Origin of the sequence: Olivibacter sitiensis DSM 17696 (assembly GCF_000427965.1) — a bacterium.
Classification (GTDB): domain Bacteria; phylum Bacteroidota; class Bacteroidia; order Sphingobacteriales; family Sphingobacteriaceae; genus Olivibacter; species Olivibacter sitiensis.
The window spans coordinates 1-26,117 of the sequence record NZ_ATZA01000021.1; the positions used below are offsets into that span (position 1 = coordinate 1).

Annotated in this window: 14 protein-coding genes; 7 read left to right on the plus strand and 7 right to left on the minus strand. The window is 46.1% G+C overall.

Annotated elements, in window-relative coordinates:
- The first annotated feature begins 415 nt into the window (after positions 1–415).
- From A37S_RS24555 to A37S_RS0112140, 5 genes are all read left to right on the plus strand, one after another.
- Positions 416–1,009, plus strand: coding sequence for an RNA polymerase sigma-70 factor (locus A37S_RS24555; RefSeq protein ID WP_157278612.1), 594 nt, complete (start codon positions 416–418; stop codon positions 1,007–1,009).
- A gap of 70 nt (positions 1,010–1,079) precedes the next feature.
- Complete coding sequence (locus tag A37S_RS0112125; protein ID WP_036602370.1) at positions 1,080–2,270, plus strand: FecR family protein; 1,191 nt, start codon at positions 1,080–1,082, stop codon at positions 2,268–2,270.
- Between the two features lie 240 nt (positions 2,271–2,510).
- Positions 2,511–5,168, plus strand: a complete 2,658-nt coding sequence (locus A37S_RS0112130) for a SusC/RagA family TonB-linked outer membrane protein (protein ID WP_169719488.1) — start codon at positions 2,511–2,513, stop codon at positions 5,166–5,168.
- A complete protein-coding gene (locus A37S_RS0112135; RefSeq protein ID WP_028297213.1) occupies positions 5,140–6,024 on the plus strand; it encodes a SusC/RagA family TonB-linked outer membrane protein in 885 nt (294 codons plus the stop codon). The genes A37S_RS0112130 and A37S_RS0112135 overlap by 29 nt, the downstream gene beginning before the upstream one ends.
- Before the next feature lie 30 nt (positions 6,025–6,054).
- The gene (locus A37S_RS0112140) at positions 6,055–7,593 is read left to right on the plus strand and encodes a RagB/SusD family nutrient uptake outer membrane protein (protein ID WP_028297214.1); all 1,539 of its coding nucleotides are present in this window, start codon (positions 6,055–6,057) and stop codon (positions 7,591–7,593) included.
- Between the two features lie 70 nt (positions 7,594–7,663).
- Here A37S_RS0112140 and A37S_RS0112145 read toward each other — a convergent pair whose 3' ends face one another.
- Positions 7,664–8,866: a Bcr/CflA family multidrug efflux MFS transporter gene (locus tag A37S_RS0112145; protein WP_028297215.1), complete on the minus strand. Its 1,203-nt coding sequence runs from the start codon at positions 8,864–8,866 to the stop codon at positions 7,664–7,666.
- A gap of 196 nt (positions 8,867–9,062) precedes the next feature.
- Here A37S_RS0112145 and A37S_RS0112150 point away from each other — a divergent pair, with 196 nt between their 5' ends.
- Together A37S_RS0112150 and A37S_RS0112155 are read left to right on the plus strand one after the other, a co-directional pair.
- Positions 9,063–9,869: a response regulator transcription factor gene (locus tag A37S_RS0112150; protein WP_028297216.1), complete on the plus strand. Its 807-nt coding sequence runs from the start codon at positions 9,063–9,065 to the stop codon at positions 9,867–9,869.
- A gap of 233 nt (positions 9,870–10,102) precedes the next feature.
- Positions 10,103–12,379 carry a TonB-dependent receptor gene (locus tag A37S_RS0112155; protein ID WP_028297217.1) on the plus strand — a complete coding sequence of 759 codons (2,277 nt, stop codon included), beginning with the start codon at positions 10,103–10,105 and terminating at the stop codon, positions 12,377–12,379.
- 89 nt (positions 12,380–12,468) lie between these two features.
- Here A37S_RS0112155 and A37S_RS0112160 read toward each other — a convergent pair whose 3' ends face one another.
- From A37S_RS0112160 to A37S_RS0112190, 6 genes are all read right to left on the minus strand, one after another.
- Entirely contained in the window at positions 12,469–14,835 is a 2,367-nt protein-coding gene (locus A37S_RS0112160) for an ABC transporter permease (protein ID WP_028297218.1), read from the minus strand.
- Between the two features lie 68 nt (positions 14,836–14,903).
- Entirely contained in the window at positions 14,904–17,327 is a 2,424-nt protein-coding gene (locus A37S_RS0112165) for an ABC transporter permease (RefSeq protein ID WP_028297219.1), read from the minus strand.
- A 158-nt stretch (positions 17,328–17,485) separates the two neighbouring features.
- Positions 17,486–19,855: an ABC transporter permease gene (locus A37S_RS0112170; RefSeq protein ID WP_028297220.1), complete on the minus strand. Its 2,370-nt coding sequence runs from the start codon at positions 19,853–19,855 to the stop codon at positions 17,486–17,488.
- 149 nt (positions 19,856–20,004) lie between these two features.
- Complete coding sequence (locus A37S_RS0112175; protein WP_028297221.1) at positions 20,005–22,374, minus strand: ABC transporter permease; 2,370 nt, start codon at positions 22,372–22,374, stop codon at positions 20,005–20,007.
- A gap of 21 nt (positions 22,375–22,395) precedes the next feature.
- On the minus strand, positions 22,396–23,133 hold the full coding sequence (locus A37S_RS0112180; RefSeq protein WP_157278614.1) for a peptidase associated/transthyretin-like domain-containing protein: 738 nt from the start codon (positions 23,131–23,133) through the stop codon (positions 22,396–22,398).
- Positions 23,134–23,673: 540 nt separating this feature from the next.
- On the minus strand, positions 23,674–26,031 hold the full coding sequence (locus A37S_RS0112190) for an ABC transporter permease (protein WP_028297223.1): 2,358 nt from the start codon (positions 26,029–26,031) through the stop codon (positions 23,674–23,676).
- Between the last annotated feature and the right edge of the window lie 86 nt (positions 26,032–26,117).

Here is a 26,117-nt window from a genome sequence, read left to right on the forward strand (position 1 = left end):
CAGTATCTGGCAAAGAACTGGCGCAAGCTTCGGGGTAAAGGCCAAGTGCGGACGGGTTAGCTTGTGCCTTGAAATAAGGACAAGCTTGCAGCTTGATGTGTCTAGAAAGCTATAAGCTTCCTTCCATTTACTTGATCCAAGTTAGGCCATCGCTCTTCCCAGCCCTTAAACTTGAATCAGTAACTAGCAAAGAACTGACGCAAGCCAATGCTAATCCTAATATGATTCGTTAATTATTGCGAAGTGTTAATCCAAAGGAGTGGTTTGCTGAAAAAAAAATGCTTTTTTGCTTTATTTTTAAACTATTTTTAGCGATGTAGCGTAATTGATGTGATTTTTGTTGCTAAATAGAAAGCCGTTCTTTAGCTTTGCTTCACAACTTTATCAACAAGCAAATTATAATCTCGCGATTGACATGGATGATCCTAAGCCGGTAAGTGACCAAGACTTGTTGGGTGAATTGCGTGTCGGTAATAAGCACGCATTTACGGTCATCTATAACAAATACCACGACAATCTTTTTCTCTATGCTTTTAAACTGGTGGAGGATGAGCCGGAAGCCGCAGACATAGTGCAGGAAGTTTTTGTCTATTTATGGGAGAGTAGATCAAAAATACATATAAACCAGGCATTACTACCTTATCTATACCAATGTGTTCGACACCGTTTTCTGAATCTATCCGATCATAGAAAAGTGAGAGCGCGCTTTGCACAGCATTTCCAGTCTTTTGCAAAGACCAACTTACATGCCGTCGATTCGGAAATAGAAGAAAAGGAGTTGATAGGTATGCTCGATAGGATAGTAGCAAAACAATCAAAAAAAATGGGGGTGGTATTCTCCATGAAGTACCAAGGCTTTACCAATGAAGAAATAGCTGAAAAACTCCATGTGTCTGTAAAGACGGTAAGAAACCTGTCCAGCGAGGCCTTGAAAAAAATAAAACACAAGATTAAACCGTTTTATCTTCTATTTTTTCTGCTAAAAATATTTTTCTATTATTTTTTTTAAAAAAAATCGGGATTTTCTAAGGCTTTAGCTTCCAATAGGTAAAATTGCCACATAATATTTGGTATTTACCATGGAAGAAAAAGAGATTAAGCGCCTTTTGGACAGGTATCGTGATGGCAAATGTACTGAAAGCGAACGAATACAGGTAGAACGCTATTTCACGCATTACATAAAGGAAAACGACGCACTTCCGGATATAGATGCTTGGAAAGAGGCGAAAACCTCCATGCGTGCATCTGTTTTCGAAGTCATCAATAGGTCTTCGCGTCCATCCAACTACCGCTGGTGGGCATCCGCCGCCGCGGTGCTGTTCCTTGGTTTTGCTTTGGGCTACTTTTATTGGCATCAAAAGGGTAGTTCATTTAAGCAGACCATAATGGTCCGTACCCAAACGGATATAGACCCGGGAAAAGATGTAGCCATCCTCACCTTGGCTGATGGTTCCAAGATCATATTGGATGAGGCTGCAAATGGCGACTTGGCAAACGACGAAAACGTACAAATAACCAAGGCCGACGATGGTCAATTGATCTATAAGTTCAAGGGAAATAGAGCGACAGAAGCGGACGGAAACAAAAGAAGAGAGACCTATTCGGATAAACAAATTGGCTACCATACGATTGAGACACCCCGTGGTGGTCAGTACAAGCTGGTATTGCCAGATGGTTCATCCGTCTGGTTAAATGCCGCATCCATCCTTCGCTTTCCGGTGCAATTTGATGGCGGGAGACGCACCGTAGAATTGTCTGGCGAGGCTTATTTTGAGATCGAGCATGCGGGGCGTTCCCGTGGCGACAATCTAGGTCCTTTTGTTGTCAAATCGGCAGGGCAAGAAGTGCAGGTATTGGGTACCCATTTCAATGTCAATGCCTATTCAGACGAACCTACACTGAAAACCACGCTCTTAAAGGGAGCCGTACGGGTATGGAACGAGTTGTCCAATCAATCGCAGGTGTTGATCCCTGGCGAACAAAGCAATCTAGAAGGTAAGATGCTCTCCAAAAAGAAAGTGGACATCGAAACGTCCGTAGCTTGGAAAAACAGGCTCTTTATTTTTCACCATGTAGACTTGCCCACCATGCTTCGGCAGATAGAACGCTGGTATGATGTACAATTCGTGTACGAGAGCCTGCCTAACACGGGAAGCATGTACGGTGAGATTTCGCGCGACAAAAAGCTTTCGGTAGTGCTTGATGCGCTGGAGGAAAATACTGGATTGAAATTCATCATAGAAGGAAGGAGGGTGATCGTGAAAAAATAATGCGACCTAAACCAATGGATCATCCTTTTACCAGATCATAAAAAGGGCTGGAAATGCTACCAACAAATCCAGCCTAAGGTAAGGTTATCCAAATCATCAATTACTCAATTTAATAGATTTTATCAACAACCAAACTTTAACAAATGTATGAAATATGTTTCGTATAGGAGGACTTTTGTGCCCAAAATAGCTATGGCATCCCAGATCCTCCGCAAGAAGCTCAATCAATTTTCTTTAGCTATGAAATTGACCCCAATTTGCTTGTTGGTCTTTGCTTTGAATGCCTATGCTGGCACGGGGCTGGCTCAGAAACTGAGCATCCATGTAAGCAATACCCCCTTAGAGAAAGTACTCACCGATATCCGCAAGCAGAGCGGATATGATTTCCTGATGAAAGAAGAGTATATAGGTAAGTTCAAGCCTGTCACCATCGACGTAACCCAAATGGAGGTAAGCAAGGTACTTGAACAACTATTTTCAGAACAAGATTTTGATTATAAGGTGAAAGATAAGCTCATCACTATCCGACCAAAGTCAAAAGTTGAAAAAGCGCCCATAGCGGTTCAAAAACGGATTAGCGGGACCGTTAGGGATACCGTTGGCGCTCCCTTGATTGGTGTCAGCGTACGTGTTGCAGGCAGCAGTTTGGGAACGATGACCGACCAAAATGGCAGTTTTTCCCTAGCCGATGTGAATGATGGTGCCATCTTAACATTTTCTTATACCGGTTTCGTTTCACAAGAAATCAAGGTAGATGGCAGAAACAGCTATCAGGTAGTGTTGAAGGAACAATTGCAGGGATTGGATGAGGTGATCGTAGTGGCCTATGGCACTGTCAAGAAAAAGGATTTCACCGGATCTATAGCTTCCATTGGGGAAGACAATATTAAGATGCAGCAGGTATCGATTATTTCACAAGCATTGGAAGGTGCGGTTCCCGGTTTGCAGCTTTCGAACAATTCCGGACAACCAGGCAATGACGCCACCTTGCGTGTCCGTGGCATGGGGAGTATCAATGCTTCCAATAATCCACTTATCGTAGTAGACGGTGCGGTTTCCAATCTGCCATTGTCCGCCTTGAATCCCAGCGACATTGAGTCTATCGTCGTATCCAAGGATGCAGCGGCCAACTCCATCTATGGTTCCCGGGCATCCAATGGGTTAATCTTGGTCACGACAAAAAAGGGAAAAGAAGGAAAGCCTAAAATTTCCTTGGACTTCCGAGGTGGCGCCATTAGCCAGGGCGTGTCCGATTATGAGGTGGTGAGGGATCCCGCTACCTATTATGAATATACTTGGAAGGGGATTTACAACTATATGCGATACAACCAAGGCTACAGCGATGCAGATGCCAGACAATATGCAAGCAACAATTTGTTTACGGCCAGTGGTTCCAGCAATTCAGGCAATGGCTTAGGCAATTACATGAATTATAGCATTCCTGAGGGGACTACTCTGATAGATCCAGCTACGGGCCAGATTCGTTCCGATGCTCAATTGCTGTATCACGACGACTGGCAGGATTATTTCCTGAAAACCACGTTCCGCCAGGAGTACAACGCAAACATCAGCGGTGCTACTTCCAATACAGATTACTTCGTTTCCTTGGGCCTATTGAAAAATCCATCCTTCGTGATGGGTTCGGATTTCAACAGGTATTCTTCACGCCTTAATTTGACCACGAAGATCGCCTCTTGGTTGAAAGGCGGGGGTAACATGTCTTATTCAAAGACTTATACTAATGCACCTGCAAGTTATACAGGCGGAGCTGTAAATACTAACATTTTCACTTTTATGAATTTGTTTTCGCCTACCTATCCCATTTATGCTTACGATGCGCAAGGTAATATCGTGTTGGATGCCAATGGCAACCCCACGTATGATATGGGTACCAACCAGACTTATTCTCCGTACGGAAGAACCGCTAGAGGGTCCTTTAATGGTTACTCACCAGCGGTTTACTTTGAAAAAGACTTAACGGAAACCACCAACGATTATTTTTCAGGTAGGGGATACCTAGAGGCTACCTTCTTAAAGGACTTTAAGTTTAAGGCCGATATCGCCGTAGACAACCAATATAGAAATTACAGGAACTACGGAAATAACGAGAGTGGAACGGCTGCTAGGGATTACGAGGGCTCTATAACAGGACAATTCTCGAAGGCCATGACCATCAACCTGACGCAAGTATTGACTTGGGACAAAGACTTTGGATTGCACCATGTAGATGCCTTGCTCGGTCACGAATTCAATAAATACCGCAATGACTACATGAATGGCACCAAGTACAAAATGTTCGCTTTGGACAACCCTACCATGGGCAACGCCGTACGGGTGCTAGCTTTGACCGGTGGCGAATCGGAAACCGCCCTTGAAGGCTATTTTAGTCGTTTCAATTATAACTATGCTGGTAAGTACTATCTGTCTGCCAGTGTCAGAAAAGACGGTTCTTCCTATTTCCGCAACAACCGCTGGGGTACCTTCTGGTCTTTGGGTGGATCCTATCGCCTCTCGGAAGAAGCCTTCATCAAGAACAATACAAATTGGATCAACGATTTGCGGCTGAGGACAAGCTATGGCATACAAGGAAATAATGGCATACCCTCGTCCTCTCAATATGCCTGGACCAACACCTATTCGCTTGCTGCTTCTGGTGGTTTGACCGATGCCGATTTTGCATTGCAGGCGAGCACTTGGGGCGATCCGTCCATCACTTGGGAATCAAACCAAGCGTTCGATGCCGGACTGGATTTTCGTCTTTGGAACCGCTTCTACGGAACGTTTGACTATTTCAGGCGCAAAACGGTAGACATGTTGCTAAGCGTGTCCCCTGCCTGCTTCTGCTGGACGTGCGGGGGCGCTCCAAAATGTGGGAGAATTGCTGAACACGGGTTTTGAAATCGACCTCGGCGTCGATATCATCAAAAATCGTGATTTTTCATGGTCTTTCAACGTGAATGCGTCACGCTATCGTACTACGCTCCTGAAAATACCTAGTAACATGGGATCTGCCAGCTTGGACGGAGGTTACCTCTCTGGCAACTACCTTCGCCGGGAAGGAACGGACTACTTCAATCTGTACATGTATCGCTATGCAGGTGTAGATCAGGAGACCGGATTGGGCATGCTTTACAAGAAGCTTACGGAGACCGATTTGGCCAATTACCCAGGTCAATCGGTAGGCGACATCGTCACTACAACTGTAGGTTCACAAGCAACACGTTTTGAACTGGGAACGGCTACACCAGATTTGGTAGGTGGTTTAGGTACCAATTTCCGGTACAAGAATTTCGATTTAGGCGTTATAGCCAGTTGGCAAATGGGAGGTAAAGTCGTGTCTCGTTCCTATCAATACTTGACCACCCAAACAATAGGACGTGGCGTACACGTAGATCTATTGGATGCCTGGACACCGGAAAATACCGACTCAAATATTCCTATGCGTATGCTGGGAGGGACGGACTTTGGCAACTGGACCATCGGTGGCAGTGAAGGACAATATTCGGATTTCAGCTTGTTTAACGCCGATTATTTCAACCTAAAGACTGTTAATTTCGGCTATACCTTGTCAAATACATTAGCACAAAAATTGTATTTGGGAGGACTGCGGGTCTATGTGGCTGCCGAGAATATTTTCTTCAAGTCGGCCAAAAAAGGTTTGGATCCCCGTCAGGTAATTGACGGTACAACTATCAATCCTTTCAATTATCCACAGACGAAGGCCATTTCTTTTGGCATCAACATCAATCTTTAAACGAACAGCGGATTTATAGCAATCAAAGAAATGAATAAGTTTTTAAATATCATATTGGGAACCGCCTTGTTGTTGCTGGGAGCTTGCAGCAAGCAGCTGGATATCGACCCCACGGGGAGTACGTTGACAGAAGCCGATATTCAGGCGCTGGTTAAGAAAGACCCTGATCTGGTGCTTCAACCCATGCTGAACACCATGGTGACGGCGATAAACAACTATACGTATGTCAATTCGGTCGACTCGCGCAACCTACCTGTCATCAACATGCTGTTGAACCTAAAGGGAAATGACATCGTGCTGGCCAATAGGAATGGTGCATGGTTAGTGAATGACTATGAACTAAGAGCCTACAGAGAACAGAGTACGGGACGCGTCAATCTTTATTGGGGCACCTTCTACAAGTATATTTATTATGCCAATGAGATCTTGGGCCTAATCCCCCCAGATGTCAACCTGGAAGCTGCTGATGGCACCAATGAAAAAATCATGATGTACAAAGCCGCCGCACTCACCATGCGGGCTTTTTCGTACACCTATCTGATGTGGCTTTATCAAGACGACTATTTGAGCGGTGGCAAGGATAAGGCCGGAGTGCCGCTCCATCTGGACAACAACAACCCCTTAAAGGATAGGGCACCATCGCAAGAAGTTTGGAACCAAGTCATGGCAGATGCAAAGGAAGCTGTTCGTTTGTTTCGGGCATCGAATTATTTCAAAACAGAAGACCGCACGGATTTTGATGGTACCGTTGCATCGGTGGTACTCGCCAGGGCGGCATTGACTATTGGCGATTGGGAAACGGCTATAGCCGCTGCTGCCGACGTATTGGAGGCTTATCCTACCTTGATGACCGAAGAACAATATACTACTTCCGGCATGACAATTTTGGATAACGAAGCCATATTGGGCTACAAGGTTGATGTGGCCACTAGCAAAGGTACATCGTCTTTTCCGGGTTGGATGAACCCCTGGGGTGAGGGTGGATATGGCGGTTCGCAAGGTTCATGGTTGGCTATCGATCAGCGTTTGTATAACCAGATAGCTGAAACCGACTACCGCAAGAAGAATTTCGTTAAGGAGGATTATATCGAGTTCACCTATCCCTCATCAGGGGCCAAGATTCAATATCCAAAGTACAACAGCACCAAGTTTGCCGCCAACATCCTAAGTGGGCAGACTGCTGCGTATTTTCAGAACGAAATCTATATGCGGGCTTCGGAGCTGATCTTGGTCAAAGCAGAGGCAGAAGCCCGTGCGGGACGTAGTGGCGATGCACAAACTACCCTCTACCAGTTGGCATCCAAACGCGATGCGGCATATGTGAAATCTACGAAGACAGGTGAAGACCTGCTGGCCGAGATTCAGCTTCAGAGGCGTATTGAGCTGTGGGGTGAAGGTGGATTTGAGTTCTATGACAACAAGCGCTGGAACATCGCGGTGGATAGAACCAGCTCGCCCAATCACCTGTACAAGGAGGTGAAATTGACACCGCAAAAAGACTATACCTTCCAACTACCGTTGGAAAGTGAGCTGTTGCTCAATCCCATGATTACGGAACAAAATCCGTAAATACGATTTTTCCTTTTAACCTGGGGGTAGGACATGCTTTGTTCTACCCCTTTTTTTTAGACAAATGCGATCAATAACTTCCACTTTTCAAGAGCTCCTTGGGAGCTGCCAACAAAAACAAAAGGCTAATCAAGCTACAAAAAGCCATGGTGCCCGTCATGGGGATGGCCGTGCTATTGTGCAGAAGGCTTACTATGCCCGATGAGATGGAACCTATTCCCATCTGTAGACAACCCAACAAGGCAGAGGCACTGCCTGCCATCCGTGCAAAAGGGTTGATGGCCATGGCCGAGGTATTGGGAAAGACAAAACCCTGGCAGCTCATGAAAATGAATATAAACCCTATGGTGCCGTACAAGCCGATATGACCCGTCACGTGGAGCAGCACGAGCAAGGTGCTGGCCGAGATCTGGCAGATCAAAGCGGTACGTGCAATCTGTAGGCTGGAAAAATGGCGCAAGGCGAGGATGTTGAGCTGGCTGGAAGCCACCAGGGCCGTGGCCAATAGGCCAAATATCCAGCCATAATGTTGTTCGGAGATGTGATATAACTCCATCATCACAAAAGGCGATCCCGATAGGTAGGCATACATGCCCGATGCCACGAACGCTCCGCTAAGCGCAAAGGTGGCAAATTGCCTTATGCTGAACACCTGCCGGTAATTGTTGGCAATGGCAAGTGGCCGCAGGGATATAGATCGGTTCGCAGGTCGTCCTTCGGGCAAGAACAGGATGACAGACAATAACAGCAGTATACTTAACGCTACCATGATAACAAAGATGACGTGCCAGTTCCAATGGTTGACGACATAGCCACCGACAGTGGGAGCAATAATAGGGGAGATGCCGATGACCAGCATCAGCAAGGAAAAAATCTTGGCCGAATCGGCCGGTGGAAAAAAGTCGCGCACCATGGCCCGGCTGGCTACCATGCCCGAACAACCGCCCAGCGCTTGCACAAAACGGAAGAAAATGAGGTGATCGGCCGATTTTGTCCATGCGCAAGCCAGCGAAGCCAACAGGTATAGCAGGAGTCCTGCAAGCAAGGGCTTCTTCCGCCCGAAGCGATCGAGCAATGGGCCGTAGGCCAATTGACCAATGCCAATGCCGAAGAAGAAGCTGGTAAGCGACAATTGAATATGGGAAACATCTGTCTGCATATCTGCCGCCATCATCTTGAAGGCTGGGAGGTACATGTCTATGGAGAATGGCCCTATGGCAGATAATAAACCGAGGATGAATATAGTGAGCGTTTTGTTTTTTACAGGATGCATACAGGGTGCAAAGGTAGCAAAAGTTGTGGGTTTCGAGTGGCGTGCTATGTATGCTTAGATATGCCCTTTGGAACGGGTCGTTCGATGAAATATTGTGGATATTAAATTGTCGCAATCGGTGGGGAAACTTAAAAGGTAATTGCGCCACCTAATATTTAGGGTAAAGTATTATATTTGTTTGTTTAACATTCGAAACATGACAAGAACCTACTCAATCGACCTATACGACCGGGATCTATTGGTTGATTTAGCAGAGATTCTACAAAGATGTCAAGATCCCACTACGGAAGTAAATGCGCTCCCGGAAATCATGGGCCATTTCGCTTTTTTAGAGAGGATAGCCTTGCAGGACAATTGTGTGTATTCATTGTTTGATTTTAACGCTTATCGTTACCTTTTTCATACCAAAACCTTGTTTTCACTGATCGGCCTAAATCCAGGCATAACTTCGCCCAGATGGGACTCATCCTATGTCGCCATGTTGACAGATCGAAAGCCGATACATCAGTTTCTCTTTTTACGAAAACAGTTTGTCTCGCGTTTCAAGCTTTCCGATTACCGAGCGGTTCAATTTGTCGCTTGTGGCTGCTATTCTACGAACCTAGAAGGCAAGCAACTGCGTGGCTTTTACCGCTCTAGGCCACTTACCTATGATGCCGCTGGCGATGTAGCGGTAGCCTTTGACTGTGTTTCTGATGTCAAGCCACTAATGGTAACCGAAAGAGGATATTGGATTCGGCTTTCGGCCGATGAACATATCTGCTATTGGCATTCCAACACTGGTAAACTCATCATGAAGGATATTATATCGCCCAGGGAAATTGAACTTATAATGTTATGGAGGTCTGGGCTTTCGATTCCAGAAATTGCAGATCGGGTATGTATTAGTACATTCACTGTCAAGAATCAGCTTGCCAATGCGCGTCAAAGGATGCTTGCACGAGATAATTCATCATTGGTTTTGCTTTGTACGCTCATTGGCATTTTGCCACCAACCTTTTAATCTAATGCTTGTCAATTTTAGTCTTTTGGACTATTGATATGGTTTTTCAATAGAGCTAAAATTGCTCTATGAAAGATCTATACCTACTGTTTATTTGTTTTCTTTGCAATTTCCTCCCCTGTTTGGGGCAGGATGCGGGTTCTTGTTCGCTCAAAGGACACATATTGTCAACCGATAGCCAATTTGTCCATGCAGCTACGGTTTTTCTACATTCCCTACCTGATTCGAGTATTATGAAGCTCGAATTAACGGGCGAAAATGGCGAATTCCAGTTTTCAGCGCTTCCATCTAGCCTCTATTATATCCGAGTCACGGCATTAGGTTACATGCCTTATGTAAGCCACGTTATTGATTTAAACGCTACTCTGGTTTACGAATTCGGTGTCATCCATTTGGAAAAGGAAACTATTCAACTGGATGCCGTGGAGATAAAGGGCAAACGTCCCGTTGTCGAAACATTGGTCGATCGATATATCGTTAACGTAGATCAATTACTTTCTGGCCAAGGTAGTACGGTCATGGATCTCCTGGGCCAATCTCCAGGGATTACCGTTGGCCCAGACGGCGGTATCAGTATCCGTGGCAAATCTAGTGTCCTGGTTTTAATCGACGGCCGCCAGACATTCCTTGTAGGTGAGGAACTAAGAGATTATTTGAAAGGCTTGCCGTCCGATCAGTTCTATCAGGTGGAAATCATAACCCGGCCGTCTGCAAAATATGACGCCGCCGGTACAGGCGGTGTAATCAATATCAAAACAAAAAAAGGCCAACTAAATGGGTTCAATGGCACGGTAAGTGCCACAGGAAGGCATGGTCGCTATTATAGTCAAGTTAACAACCTCAGCGTCAATTTCCGCAAAAACAACTTCAATGCGACAGGCAGTTATGGATACATACTCGACCGACCGTACACCTATATCGTGTCGGAGAATTTGTTTGCTAACAGTGACGGCATGATCGGAAATAGGAGCGATCAGGCAATCCGCACGTGGACAACAAACCACACGCATAGTGCACGTATTGGTATGGATTATATGACTCCTAAGACCAGCATCGGGGTCACCTATTCGGGGACGTTCATCCTTCATCCATTTCAATACAAAACCAGTTATACGGGCATTTTCGATGCTGGGAGCAACCTCGTAGCAAGCAACGACGCCACCCGCACCCGCGAAGCCAGTAATCCGAGGCAAACCGTTAACCTGTACTTCCAGCAGCAAATAGGTAAAAAAGGACAATCACTCAACATTGTGGCCGATTATATGGCCTACGACCGCAACGTGGAATATTTTTTGGAAAATCGCTTTATTGAACTGGCGACACCGGAAAACAGTATTTTCAGCCAAATCAGGCAGGATATTCCTAGCGACATCAATATCTATGGTGTCAAAGTAGACTATACAATTCCTTTTAAAGGAGACAAGAAGTTGGACGTCGGGATGAAATCTACCTATTCGGAAATGAACAACCAAGCCCTATTCCAGCAATTTTCGCCGTCGTCAGGCTCCTATGTCATTGATCCGTATAGGAGCGTGCATTATCTCTTCGATGAGGCTATATATGCAGCTTATGTCAATTACGCTCAGCCCATCGGCTCGAGTATGGAGATACGGGCTGGGCTACGTGTGGAACGTACTAACAATCATGGGAGAGAAATACGTACCGGAGAGGCATTTGACCGTGATTACATGCAATGGTTTCCTATGCTACTACTTTCGTACACGCCCAGTGAACAGCACAGTTGGGCGCTGAACTATAGCCGAAGGGTCAATCGCCCACATTATGAGTCGCTTATTCCGTTTGCCTTTTATAGTGACCTGCTGTTCTACCAGACTGGAAATCCCTACCTAAGGCCGGAAATCATGAACACGGTAGACCTATCGCATACCTTTGCCGACAAATTAACCACCACATTTGGCTATTCACAGCTGAACGACTTCTTCAGCGGAACACTCGAATCTGTACCTGGCGATTTGGTTATCGTGGAAGGAATGGCAAACATAGCCAATCAATACCTTTACAGCCTATCCATGGCTTACAGTGATCAAGTGACGAGCTGGTATGACCTATCGGCAGAGTTGTTGGCAAATCACATTGGATTCCAAGGGGAACTAAATGGAGTACCCATTGATGTCGGCCGGTTTTCATGGATGGTTCAGCTCGTGAACCAGTTCGCTCTTGGCCGTAACTGGAGTGCGGAAGCCACCATCTCCTACATGTCTCCCTCGCAAAGCGATGCGATAAGCGTAATGCGCAAATTATTTCGATCGAATTTGACTGTCAGCAAACAAATCCTTCAAAATAGAGGTGCGGTTCGTTTGCAGCTATTGGATCCATTTTTTTCGGAGCAGTATAAGTCAGACACGTATTACCAGGGGCTTACCAACTACTACCATTATCAATTCGATAGTCGCCGGGTCGGACTTTCCTTCACTTACCGATTTGGCCATGGAAATACACCACGTAGACAACAAAAAACCAGTATGGAAGAAGAAACCGAAAGACTATAGGCGAGCCACTGGGGTTTTTCCAGCCACTACGTTACTCATCCCTCAAACTCTTCATCCCGAAGAATTTCGGGATGTCGCTATTACGCGATCTACTCATCGCGTAAAGACTCCACCGGATTGGCCAGTGCCGCCTTGATGGCCTGCCAGCTAACCGTAATCAGCGCAATCACCACCGCGGCCAAGCCTGCCAACCCGAACATCCACCACTGTATTTCTATTCGGTAAGCAAAGTCTTCCAACCATCTGTTCATCGTCCACCACGCGATGGGCGAGGCGATGACTACCGCAATCAATACCAATTTCATGAAGTCTTTCGACAGCAAGCCGACTATGCCGGATACGGATGCCCCCAACACTTTGCGGATACCGATCTCCTTGGTACGGGAACGAATCGCTATGGCCAATAAACCGAAAGCCCCGCTCACGGAAAGGATAATAGACAACATGGAAAAAAAAGAAAACAAGCGCTGGAAACGTTGCTCGTCCTTGTATAGGTAGTCATAGACATTGTCCATAAACCAAAAATCAAAAGCCGCCTCGGAAAAGACGTCCTTCCATACTTTTTCCACCTGAGAAAGTACAAGTGACGGATTGCCGGATTCATACCGTACGACCATGTAACTAAAAGTTCCTTGCCAGGGCCTATTGGTTATAATAAGTGGCGCTATTTTGTCATGTAGCGAAGCGAAGTGAAAATCTTTAACTACGCCTATTACGCGATGGTTGCCGTCACGGCTTATGGTTTTTCCTATCGGGTCCCGCCAGCCCAGTGTCTTGGCCAGCGTTTCGTTGATAACATAACCTTCAGCATCGCTTGGCTTATCCGGAGAAAAGAAAGTGCCGGCAACAAGCTGCATGTCCATCGTCTGCAATACGCGGTGGTCTACATCCCATTGATGAAACATAGAAGGTTGCTCGCTGCCCTCGGGGATAAAACCATTGGAAGTAATACCGTCATAAGGAACTTCCGAAACCAAGCTCACCTGCTGCACACCTTGCAGCTGTTCCGCCTGTTGCCGGAGAATTTCTGCCTTTGTACGTACATCTTCTCCAGAAAGCGGAAATACCAATAGGTTGTGCCTGTCAAATCCGATGGGCTTATCCTTGGCGTAACGTAGCTGAAGGTTGATAATTAGCGTACATCCTATCAACAGGGTGGCTACGGCAAACTGAAAGACTAAAAGTGCTTTGCCAAATGCACCTTGCTGTACTTTGAGCACCGCCCCTTTCATTGTTTTGATGACATTTAACGATGAAAGATAAAAAGACAAGTAGGCTCCAGCTCCCAAGCCGACAATCAATACGATGGCCATCGATAGCAGTATCGTATTAAACCAGCCAAAGCTTGCAATGGATAGCTGGCGTTCCCAAAACGAATTGTAGATGGGCATAATAGCAATGACCAGAAAAAAAGCTAACAAGAGGGAAATGGTGCTAAACAGAGTAGACTCGCCCAAAAATTGCCAAATAAGTTGTAGGCGTCTTGCCCCGAGTACCTTTCGGACGCCTATTTCCTTGAATCTGGTAGAAGCAAGTGCCGTGGATAAGTTGATGTAGTTGAAACACGAAATGACTAGGATCAAAACGGTAACAAGCGCAAAAACATATAAATTGGTCCTGAGGGTTGTCGCATTATCGCTGTGCAGCAAATGGATATCGGGCAAGGCCTGCAGGGAAACATCTATGCGCATACCAAAAGCAGCATAGTCGGCGTTGATTTTATCCCACATGAAATCAACGAATTTTCTTTCCAAAGCGATAGGAGAAACTCCTTTGGCTAGCTGAAAATAGGTTTCGTATTGGTTTCCTCCGTTCCATCCCATGAAATAATGAGTGGAATCTGTATATCGCGTGGATAGGGAAGCTAGGGCATCGTATTGAATGGAGGAGTTCTCCGGAGCATCTTTTGCAATACCGGTGATCAGGTAATTATCCTTGCCATCTAACTGGATCGTTTTTCCTATTACATCTATATCGTTGAATAGTTTCCTTGCCGTTGTTTCTGTCAGTACAAGACTATACGGGTTTTGCAAGGCTGTCTGTGCATTGCCGGCCAATAGGGGAAAGGAAAACAATTGAAAGAATGAACTGTCAACATAATTGATATTGTCCAGTTTCAGGCTTATCTCGCCAGAGGTGGCATACGCTTTATTGTCGGCAGCAATGCGGCAAAAACGCTGAATTTCAGGAAAGGTTTCCTTTGCCGCTGGCCCAAAAGCAGCAATAAAAGGCGCTGATGACATCCCTGGTTCGTTATTTTTTACAAGGCTAAATCCCGCTCGGTATATATGCTTGCCATTTTTCTGAAAGTCATCAAATGTCAGTTCAGAATGCAGGTAAAGACCTATGAGTATCACGGTGGCTATCCCAACGGACATACCCAATATATTGATGGCGGAAAAAAAACTGTTATGCACGAGATTGCGCCAAGCGATTTTGATGTAGTTTTTTAACATATTTTTAGTATTGAGATCCCGAAAACGGGACAAGTCATGCGTATTGCGTACGTCGCAATACGAAATTATCATTCATCCCTCAAACTCTCCACTGGATTGGCCATTGCTGCTCTCAACGACTGTACCGACACGGTCAAGAGCGCAATGCCCAATACCAACAATCCGCCGGCTAAAAACATCCAAACCTGTAGTTCAATATGGTAGGCAAAGCCTTCCATCCAATCGGAAGCGGCCCACCAAACGATGGGAGCAGCTATGGCGAAAGCAATTAGTACCATTTTGACAAAACTGGCAGACAGTAAAAGCATTACGCTGCCCACGCTAGCACCTAATACCTTGCGAATACCTATTTCCTTGACCCGTCTATTGATCATCAATAGCGCCAAGGCAAACAGGCCCATGCAGGAAATAACGGTGGCCAGAGTGGCACCACTGGTAATGATACTTGCAAAACGTTGTTCCTTTCTGTATTCGTTATTGGTGTTCTCGTCCAAATAGGAAGCTTCGTCCGTGGCCTTGGGATTTATTCCTTTCCAAATGGCCTCTATAGATTGGATGGAAGCCTGCAGATTGCGCGGCCTTACGCGTACAAAAATATACTGAATGGGCGATTCCTCTGGATTGATGAACAAGCTCAACGGTTCGATGGCCTGGTACAGGCTCTTGAAGTTGAAATCCTTGACTATCCCGATAATCTGTGCATTCGGTATGGAATCATTATCTGCCCCCATTCGAATAGGTAGCGTTTTCCCCAGACTGTGGCTCCCTAGCTGTTGGTCCATTTGCTCATTGATGATGACCGCATATACATCAGTGGCAAAAGAGGTAGAAAAATCCCTGCCTTCCAGTAACTGCATGTCCATGGTCTTGAGGTAATCATAGTCCACCCGTAGCAGGTGGCTTCTCACGTTTCGGCCTTCGTACTCAAAGCCCAGCCTAGAAGTAGAAGAGGAGCCATCCCTGCCACGGCCCATATTGATATCGGTACCACTCACACTCAATACTTCGGGCCTCCCGTTCAGTGCTTGGCGCATGCGCTGTAGTGCCAGTTCACCGTCCATGTGCTGCCCCACGGGAATGCTGATCACCTCGGCCTTGTTGTAACCAAGTGGTTTGCTTTGCAGGTAATGGATTTGCTTGCCGATGATGATGGTACCCGTTATCAACAAAATGGCAATGGCAAATTGGGCGACTGTCAGCACCTGTTTTAGGGAATTGCCCGAGTTGAGGTTCAGTTTGCCCTTTAGTATTTGGATGGTGTTGAAACGTGCCATGATCCATGCGGGATAGCCGCCAGCCACGACGGTGATAAATAGGAATACCAAGGCGAAGAAGCCAAAGTTTTTGGCATTGAACAGGGTGAACAATTGCAGTTCGTAGCGCATCAGGGCATTGTATTGTGGCAACAGTATCCAGGCCAAGCCCAGACCTACTAAGATGGAAATCATACAGATCAAGGCAGACTCGCCCCAGAACTGAAGAATCAGCTGCCTGCTGCCACTGCCCAGCGTCTTTCGCATACCTATTTCCTTGGAACGGCTGAAGGAATCGGCCAAGGTGAGGTTGACGAAATTGGAACCCGCGATAAACAGGATAAGGCCGCTCAACAGCAATAGCATCCACGGATAGAGGACACTGACCGAGCCGCCCAATGGGCTGAAATGGTATTGGGCGAAGGGAAATACTCGCAGGCTGTAGTAGTCACCCAGTTTGTCGGGTTGGGCACCGTCTCGCTTTAAATCTTCAACGCTGTTGGCAAAATGTTTCTGGGTGAACGGGCGGAGTTGGGTGTTCAGTTGATCCCAACTGGTATTTTCTTGGCGCAATACATAGACATTGTGCGTATTGTTGTTCCACTTATCCTTGTCACGTTCATAGGCAAAAAAATGCTCAAATCGCATCAATACCCCCATGCGTACACTGGAATTGGAAGGTATCTTGGCCAGCACGGCAGATACCATACGGCTTTCCCATTGGCCACCTTGGTTTACTTCTATCTGCTTGCCTACCGCTTCTTCCTTACCAAACAGGCTATTGGCCATGTTTTCGGTGATAACCACGTCGTCCAGACCGGCAAGGGCCGTGCCTTTGCTTCCCTTAGCAAGCGGGAAATCAAATACCTCAAAAAAGGACGGGTCGACATAATAGGTAGTAGGAGAGAAGGTCTTTTCTCCGTAACGGATGGTCGTCGGATTTTCGCCCACTCTTGTTGCGCTTTCAACAGAGGCGACTTCCTGTAGGAGTGTAGGTGCCATGGGTATGGGCATGGCGGTACCCTCGTCCTTGCCGCTGACTGGATTGGACGAATCGTACAAGGTGCCTATGCGATTCAGCTTAGTATGGAAATCGTCATAAGATAGCTCATACATTGCCGTCAGGAACAAGATAATGGCCGCAGAAAAGGCTACACCCAATCCAAAGATATGAATCGTAGTGAATACTTTTCGCTTTTGGATATTACGCAGTGCGATTTTGAAATAGTTTTTTATCATATTCTTAGTATTGAGATATGTGTATTGCACCTGTCTGCCGCAGGAAGGTATTGAGAGGATAGGTGTCTTTGCTCTTCATCTTTATTCCTTATTTTTATCTTGTTTTTATTTTCCAATTTTATCGCAATTCGTATATCGCGCGTCGCAATACGAAATTATCATTCATCCCTCAAACTCTTCGTCGGATTGGCCAGTGCCGCCTTGATCGCTTGCGAGCTCACGGTAAACAAGGCGATAAGCAAAGCACCCAATCCCGCCAGGCCAAATACCCACCAGTGCAGTTCCGTGCGGTACTGGTAGCCTTTTAGCCAGTCGCTCATNATCCACCAGGCAATGGGGAAGGCTACGGCGCAGGAAATCAGCACCAGCGCTACAAATTCCCGGTTCAGGAGGCCCACCAAGGAAGAGACCGAGGCTCCCAAAACCTTGCGGATACCCAGCTCCTTGGTGCGCCGTTCGGCAGTGAACGCTGCAAGGCCGAACAAGCCCAAACAAGAGATGATGACGGACAGTACGGCAAATACGCCGGCCAATTTCTGTATGAGCATTTCCGATTTAAATTTGTTGTCGAATAGGTTGTCTAGGAAATTATAATCGAAAGGATATTCGGGCGCTTCGGCCTTAATCACCTTTTCTATTTCTGTCACCGCCTTTGAAAGGTCAATACCTGCCTTCGTACGAATATTGAGCACACCAGAAGTAGACTGCATTGGGTAGAAAAAGACAGGTTCCGCGGGCGTATAGACATTGTTGTAAACGAAATCCTTTACCACACCCACCACCGTGTAAGGTGTCTCGCCCCAACGTACGATTTGGCCAGCTACCTTGCCATCGGGCTTGATGAGCTTGGCAAAAGCCTCATTGATGACTATGCTGCTGCTATCGCCCAGCATATGCTCACGGAAGTTGCGGCCATCTACTAGTTGCATGCCGAGGCTGGGAACAAAACCTGCATCTGTCTGCAGCATGCCAATTAAGGTTTGCTGATTGGGATCTTTGCCATCCCAATCCATTCCCCAAGTATTGGAACCGATGTTCAGCACATACATATTGCTTACACCCACATTTTCCACGTAGCCTGTACCTATCAGTTGCTGCTTGATAGCGTCTAGATGCTGGGACATGTTCCCTCGCATGCCTGTTGTTAACACTTGGCTTCGGTCAAAGCCCATATCCCTTCCTTTCACATGCTTTATTTGTTCAAATATAATTACTGTACATATAATCAGTGTGATGGATGCAGCATATTGCAGTATTACTAGACCTCTGCGAATGAAACCTGCCGCGCCAGCTTTTTGCTTAGCTCCTTTCAGAGTGGTGATTGGATTAAAGGAAGACAGGTAGAAGGCAGGGTAGCTACCAGACAGTAGCCCACACGCCAATATAATGCCCGCGAGGAAGATCAGATGAGTAGGCTTAAAAAGATCTACGATCATTTTCTTTTCCACAAGGTCGTTGAAAGACCCCATGAAAAGATATGTGAGCCCGATAGCCAATAGGGCAGAACAAGTTGCCAAGATGAGCGATTCGCTCAAAAATTGCCCTATTAGGGATAGTTTACTCGCGCCAACGACTTTGCGCATACCTACTTCTTTGGCACGCTTTTCAGAGCGTGCCGTGGCCAAATTCATAAAGTTGATGCAGGCAATTAGAAGTACCACCCAGGCTATCACACTGAAAAGACGAACATACTTAATCCTTCCATCCTGCTCATTGCCATTATTGTCAAAACTGTTATAAAGTCGCCAACGTTCCATTGGATAAAGAAAATTGCGTGCTACAAGATCTTCGTTGCCAGATTTGATTTTGGCAAAATCGTAGAGCTTTTTGTTTACTTCCGTCAGGTTGGCCGTAGGTTCCAGCTCTACAAAGGTCATAAAGCTGTTGCTACCCCATTGTTGGATCCAGTCTTTGTCCCGCTCGTAGTTTTTGAAAGAAATAATCCAATCAAAAAGGTAAGAGCTGTTCTTTTGAAGATCTTTCACCACACCCGTTACGGTATAATCTTCTTTATTGTTAATGCGTATAGTCTTTCCCAGTGCTGCATCATTGCCAAAAATCCGTTTGGCGGTCGATTCCGTAATGACGATATCATTTATATTAGATAGGGCAGAGGCCTTGGTGCCGGCAATGAACTCCAGTGAGAAGATATCCATAAAATCCGGATCTGTATAGTATCCCGTTTGATAGATGCTATTGTCATCTCCTTTTGATAAGAGCAGGCTGGATGGCCAGTTCACTCGCGCGGCATATTTGATGCCAGGTACTTCTTCCTTAATGGCTGGTGCAAATGGCCCCGGCAGACTTTCAAACACATAAGACACACCATCAAAGGTTTGTTTGGATTTGGTGATATAGATATTTTCCTTGTTTGGAAAATGTGCATCATAGCTCATCTCGTCTTCTATCCATAAGAAAATGAGCGAGGCAGCCGTAATGCCCACGGCAAGGCCAAAGATGTTGAGAGAGCTGTAGCCCCTTGTCTTCCAAAGGTTGCGGAGAGCGGTTTTGAAATAGTTTTTTAGCATGGTATTTAAGCTTTCGGCAGTCGGTTCCTATATAGTTTATTATTTATTTTAACCTTTAGTAGTCGACTTTATATTGTTTACATCTGTATTTCGCTTCAGGTAGTCAGAAAGGCAGCTGATAGCCGATTTCTGATAGCCGATGCTGTTCATTATTCATCCCTCAAACTCTTAGTCGGATTGGCCAGTGCCGCCTTGATCGCTTGCGAGCTCACGGTAAATAAGGCGATAAGCAAAGCACCCAATCCCGCCAGGCCAAATACCCACCAGTGCAGTTCCGTGCGGTACTGGTAGCCTTTTAGCCAGTCGCTCATAATCCACCAGGCAATGGGGAAGGCTACGGCGCAGGAAATCAGCACCAGCGCTACAAATTCCCGGTTCAGGAGGCCCACCAAGGAAGAGACCGAGGCTCCCAAAACCTTGCGGATACCCAGCTCCTTGGTGCGCCGTTCAGCGGTGAACGCTGCAAGGCCAAACAAGCCCAAACAAGAAATGATGACGGACAGTACGGCAAATACGCCGGCCAATTTCTGTATGAGCATTTCGGATTTGAACTTGTTGTCGAATAGGTCATCAAGAAAGTTGTATTCAAAAGGATATTCTGGGTTTTGGGCTTTGATGACACCTTCGATTTGCGCCACGGTTTTACCCAGATCAACGCCAGCTCCGGTGCGGATATTCAATAGCCCCGTACTGCCACTAAATGGGAAGAAGAGCAGTGGTTCGGAAGGGGTGTAGACATTGTTGTAAACGAAATCCTTGACAACGCCGATGATGGTTAATGGTGCATCATTTCCATAGCGGACGGTTTGCCCCGCTACCTTGCCATCCGGTTTGATCAGTTTGGCTAAGGCCTCATTGATGATGATGCTCGTGCTGTCGCCCAACTGCTGCGGATGATAGTTCCGACCATCGACCAACTGCAAGCCCATGGTTGGGACAAAATCGGCATCCGTTTGCATAAAGCCTACAAGTGCCGTCATATTCGGGTCTTTCCCTTCCCAATCGGGGGCATTACCGTTACTGTAGATGCTCAGAATATTAAAATTACTTACGCCAACTTGTTCTACGCCGGGGATTTCCGTTAGTTGTCGCTTGAGCAGGTCCAGGTGCTCGGCCATCGTACCCCTTATGGGAGTAGTCAACACTTGGTCGCGGTCGAAGCCCATGTCGCGTCCTTTCACGTACTGGATCTGCTGAAAGATGATAACGGTGCAGACGATTAGCGTAATGGAAGCGGCGTATTGGGCGATGACTAATCCACGGCGAACGAAGCCTGCGGCACCCGCCTTCTGTTTGCCGCCTTTTAGCGTCGTGATGGGGTTAAAGGCGGACAGGTAGAACGCCGGATAGCTTCCTGACAACAAGCCGCAGACCAGAATAATGCCTGCGAGAAATACTAAATGTAATGGATCGAACAGCCCGATGGTCAATTCTTTTTCGACAAGGCCGTTGAACGCGCCAATCGACAGGTAGGTAAATGCGATGGCCAGCAATGCCGACAAGGTGGCGAGGATGAGCGATTCGCCAAGGAACTGGCCGACAAGTGAGGCCTTGGTTGCACCTACGACCTTTCGCATACCGACTTCCTTGGCTCGTTTCTCAGAGCGGGCAGTAGCCAGGTTCATAAAATTGATGCAGGCAATGAGAAGTACCACCCAAGCGATGATACTGAATAGCCGGACATATTTGATGCGTCCTTCTTGTTCTAATGCATCCCTAGAGAAGCTATTGTACAGTCGCCAGCGCTCCATGGGATATAAAAAATTCCGGTAGAAGTCGACTCCTCCCTCTGTTTTTACCACGGCAAAATCAAATAATTTTTTATTGACGGCTTGCAAATCGGCATCTGGTTGTAGTTGGATATAGGTGTACACGCCATTGCTGCGCCATTGTTGCAGCCATTGGTTGTCTTTTTCATAGTTTTTGAATGGGATGAGCCAGTCGAATCGGATTGAGCTGTTGTTGGGCATATCTTCCACAACGCCCGTTATCGTGTAGCTTTCTCCATTATCTACTTTCAGGTTTTTGCCTATTGCGGGCTCGTTGCCGAATACCCGGCTAGCCATACTTTGGGTGATGACCAAAGAGTTGATACCTGCCATGGCATTACGGATGTTACCCGCAACGAAGTTGAGCGAAAAGATATCGATAAAACTGGGATCTATGTACAAACCAGATTGATAGATGCTGTTATCGCCCAACGAAAACAATTTTTTTTGGGAATCGGTTGTTCGGGTAGCGGCCTTTATATCTGGAATTTCTTCCAATACGGTTGGAGCAAATATTCCAGGGGTAGCTTCCATGACGTAAGTGACGCCATCGTAGGTCTGCTGCGATTTAACGGAATAAATATCAGCCTTATTTAAGAAGTGTTGGTCATAGCTCATCTCGTCTTCTATCCATAAGAAAATGAGCGAGGCAGCCGTAATGCCCACGGCAAGGCCAAAGATGTTGAGAGAGCTGTAGCCCCTTGTCTTCCAAAGGTTGCGGAGAGCGGTTTTGAGGTAGTTCTTGATCATGGTATTCGTGTTGAAGTTGATTTATCGGGTATAGACAGCATATTTTGCTGGCTTTGCGTCGCCCAGAGGTGTCATGCCCTTAATTTGTTTTCTTTTGATCTGCTCATTTAGTTCATGGGCTTTTATCGTCACGCCATCGTCAATGGAAACGAGGTCGTCTGGTGCATCGACCTTTACCCAGGAGCTGCTGCTCACCAGGTAGTATGCTGTGTCGACTTGAATGAAGGCCTTTTCGTTGCCAGCCTTGGCCTCCGCCAATTTTTCACGGAACGCCACATCCTTTCTTACCTTCTGATCAAAGGTTTGGATAGCCTTATCATAACTCAGGTCGTGATAGGTATAGGGGATAAGGGACGAAAAAGCTTTGGTCTTGCTGTCGGATTGCTGTAGGGCAAAGTGGAAAATAGCACCCAAGAACGGTGCATTTGCCCAGTTTTCTTTCTGTAGCATGGATTTAAAACCTTCCTTGACGATTTTAAGTTCAAAGCGGATAGCCTCATTTTTGGTCGACCCGACTTGGATATGGTAATATCCATTGTCATCCGTGTGCCCGAGAAGTTTACCATTCGAGTCATAAATAAATGCTCCAACAATGGGCTTAAGTTGTTCGGCATCGACTACCAGCCCAGCTAGATAAGCTGTGCCAAGGCTATCTATGTTTGCCTTTCCATAAACCAGTGAACCAGAGACCATGCAACTGATCAGCAATAAGACAAGTTTTTGTGGTAAAAGCTGTAAGATGGAACTGACGCTGTGCATAAGCCGACCAATTATGTTGATTCAAACGAGATTTGCGGTAGCTAAAGCTGATATTGTTCCAATTTCACAAACTATTTATTTTTAATGAATTACGTTTGGGTGTTTTCATTCGGATGTCCGATATCGGACAATTTATGTTCGGTATCGGACAGCAAATACCTGTTGTAGGTGTTTGCGTTTATGGTTTAATTTATTTGTTTTTGAACAATGTTTTAGAGCCTGTTTAAATTTTAGCAAAGACAAATTCAAAATCAGTATAACAAAAATTTCGTTAAAATTTTAAACAAGCTCTTAGGCAATTAGCCTTTAAATCTCCCTTATCTCTTTGAATTCTCTCATATTTTTCGTACATAGGAAATAGGAGTTATAGCAACCTTATAGTAAGTATATAGCAAGCATATAGCAACTATTTGCTATACTCAGGCAAAGTCCACATAACACCCAAAACGTGCAACCCACCGAAATGCTCAAAGAAGCTATTATCATGCAATAGATTGATTTACATATAATTTAATTATGACGCCGACCGCTTATAGCCATTTACTCCGTCCTGATCGCCTTGATCGGATTTTCCTGCGCGGCTTTCAGCGATTTACCGCAGACCGTGATGGCCGCGATGGCAAAGGCAGTAAGGCCTGCTATGCCAAATACCCACCATTCTATACTGGTACGATATGCATAGTTGTCCAGCCACTTGTTCATCATCCACCAACCGAGCGGGAAAGCAACCACGAAGGAGATTCCTACTAGCTTAAGGAAATCCTTTGAAATCAGCAATATGATGTTGCCCACGCTGGCACCCAATGTCTTGCGTATGCCGATTTCCTTGAACTTGGTCTCGGCGGTGAACGTGACCAGACCAAACAGACCAAGGCAGGAGAGCAGGATGGCCACACCTGCGAAAATATTAAACAATTTGCCCGAGCGGATGTCGCTCTTGTACATATTGTCGAACGACTCGTCCATGAAATTGTAATTGAATTCATAGTCGGCATTGTACTGCTTCCAAATTTTCTCTACCGCTGCGAGGGCTATTTTGGCATCTTTTCCCGTGGTTTTTACGTACATGGTGTTCCAACCCCAGCTGGGATCCATAAATAGGATGCAGGGCTCAATAGCCGTTTTCATGTCCTTGAAATGAAAATCCTTCACTATTCCGGCGATAATGCCCGGATTGTCATGAAACGTGACGGGCTTACCTACGGGATCTTCCAGCCCCATGACCTTGATAGCCGTTTCGTTTAGGAGATAATAGCTGCTGTCTGCCGCGGTTCCGGTGAAGCCCTTGCCCGCTATCAATTGCATATCCATCACCTCTGGGAACGTACGGTCTACCGACAGTTGATTGATCATGAAGTTGCTCATATCGGCTGGCTTGCCTTCCCATTCCAAATCGCCGGTTGAACTTTGCACGTTTAATATGCGTTGGCTGGAGGTGGTTACGCCCAGTATGCCGGGTTGTTGCTCCAATTGTCGGCTGATATTTTCGTAATTTTTCCTGAAATTGTAGCTGTTAAATGTGAAGGTATTATCTTTAGAATAGCCCAAGTCCATGCTCCTGATGTATTCCAGTTGCCTACTAATGATTATCGTAGATACAATCAATACGACCGAACAGGTGAATTGAATGATCACAAGCGCTTTACGGAATCCGCTGTTCTTTCCTAGTCCCGGTATAATGCCCTTGAGCGCCAATGCCGGATTGAAGGAGGAGAGCATCAAGGCAGGGTATACGCCAGCCAAAGCCAACACGGCTAGTAAGGCCAAGCCAAAGATGGCCCATACCTTGCCATCAAATAAGCTGAATACCATTTCTTTTCCGGACAGGCTATTGTACAGCGGCATTAAGGCAAACAGCAGTCCGATGGCGATCAGCATGGAGATAATAAATACCACAAAAGACTCGGAGATAAACTGCCAGAAAAGGTGACCTTTATTGGCACCTACCACCTTGCGCACGCTTACTTCCTTGCTTCTGCGGGTAGAGCGCGCGGTGACCAGATTGACATAATTGATACAGGCAATAAGCAAGATGACCACGGCCACGAGGGCGAAAATCTTGACTTGTTTCATGCCCTGCTCATCACCATCTGCCGAATACAGGTGGTATTTGGTGAGCGGCTGCATGAGGTAATTGAGATCCTTCCAGAAATCGGCCTGTTGGTTTTTCCGGTGAATGTCGGCCAATTGCCTGCCCACTGCGGCTGCATCGGCGCCAGGCTTGAGCAAGAAGAAGGTCTGATAGTTGAGATTGCCCCAATCGGCATTCAGTGGATTATTCGGCCTGTTTTCTGCCAATATATCAAAAGGTAAGATTAAAGGGAATTGCCAATCGGAGTTTTTGGGCATATCTTCCATCACACCGGTCACTTTATAACTATTGCCATCTTTCACTTGTAATACCTTGCCTATGGCGGGTTCCTTGCCGAAGTATTTTTCTGCCGTGGTCTTGTCCAACACAATAGATCGGTTATCCGGGAATGGTTTAGCGGGATCGCCTTCCAGCAGCTTGAAGTCGAAGATTTGAAAAAAATTGCCGTCTACATAGACTCGGCTTTCGTTGAATTTTTTGTCCCCATATTCCAGCAATATATCACCGTTGAAAGTTGATGTACGACAAGCATCCTCTATGGCGGGGATTTCCGCTTTGCCAAAAATGGCCAATGGCGCGTTGGTCACTGGCCAGATTTGATCTTTACTTTTACCAATAGCCGCCGCCGCTATGTAGATACGGTCTGCCTTGCTGTGCATACGGTCGTAGCTCAACTCATCCCATACCCAAAGCAGCAATAGGACGGAAGCTGTGAGGCTAACGGCCAATCCGGTAATATTGATAGCGGAATAGGTCCTGTTCTTAAACAAGGTGCGGAATGCGATCTTGAAGTAGTTCTTTATCATTTTTTTAGTATTGAGATATGCGTATTGAGATATGAGATGTCAGACATCAGAAAATCTCGTTGAGTTTGAAGTGGTAAGTATCCTGC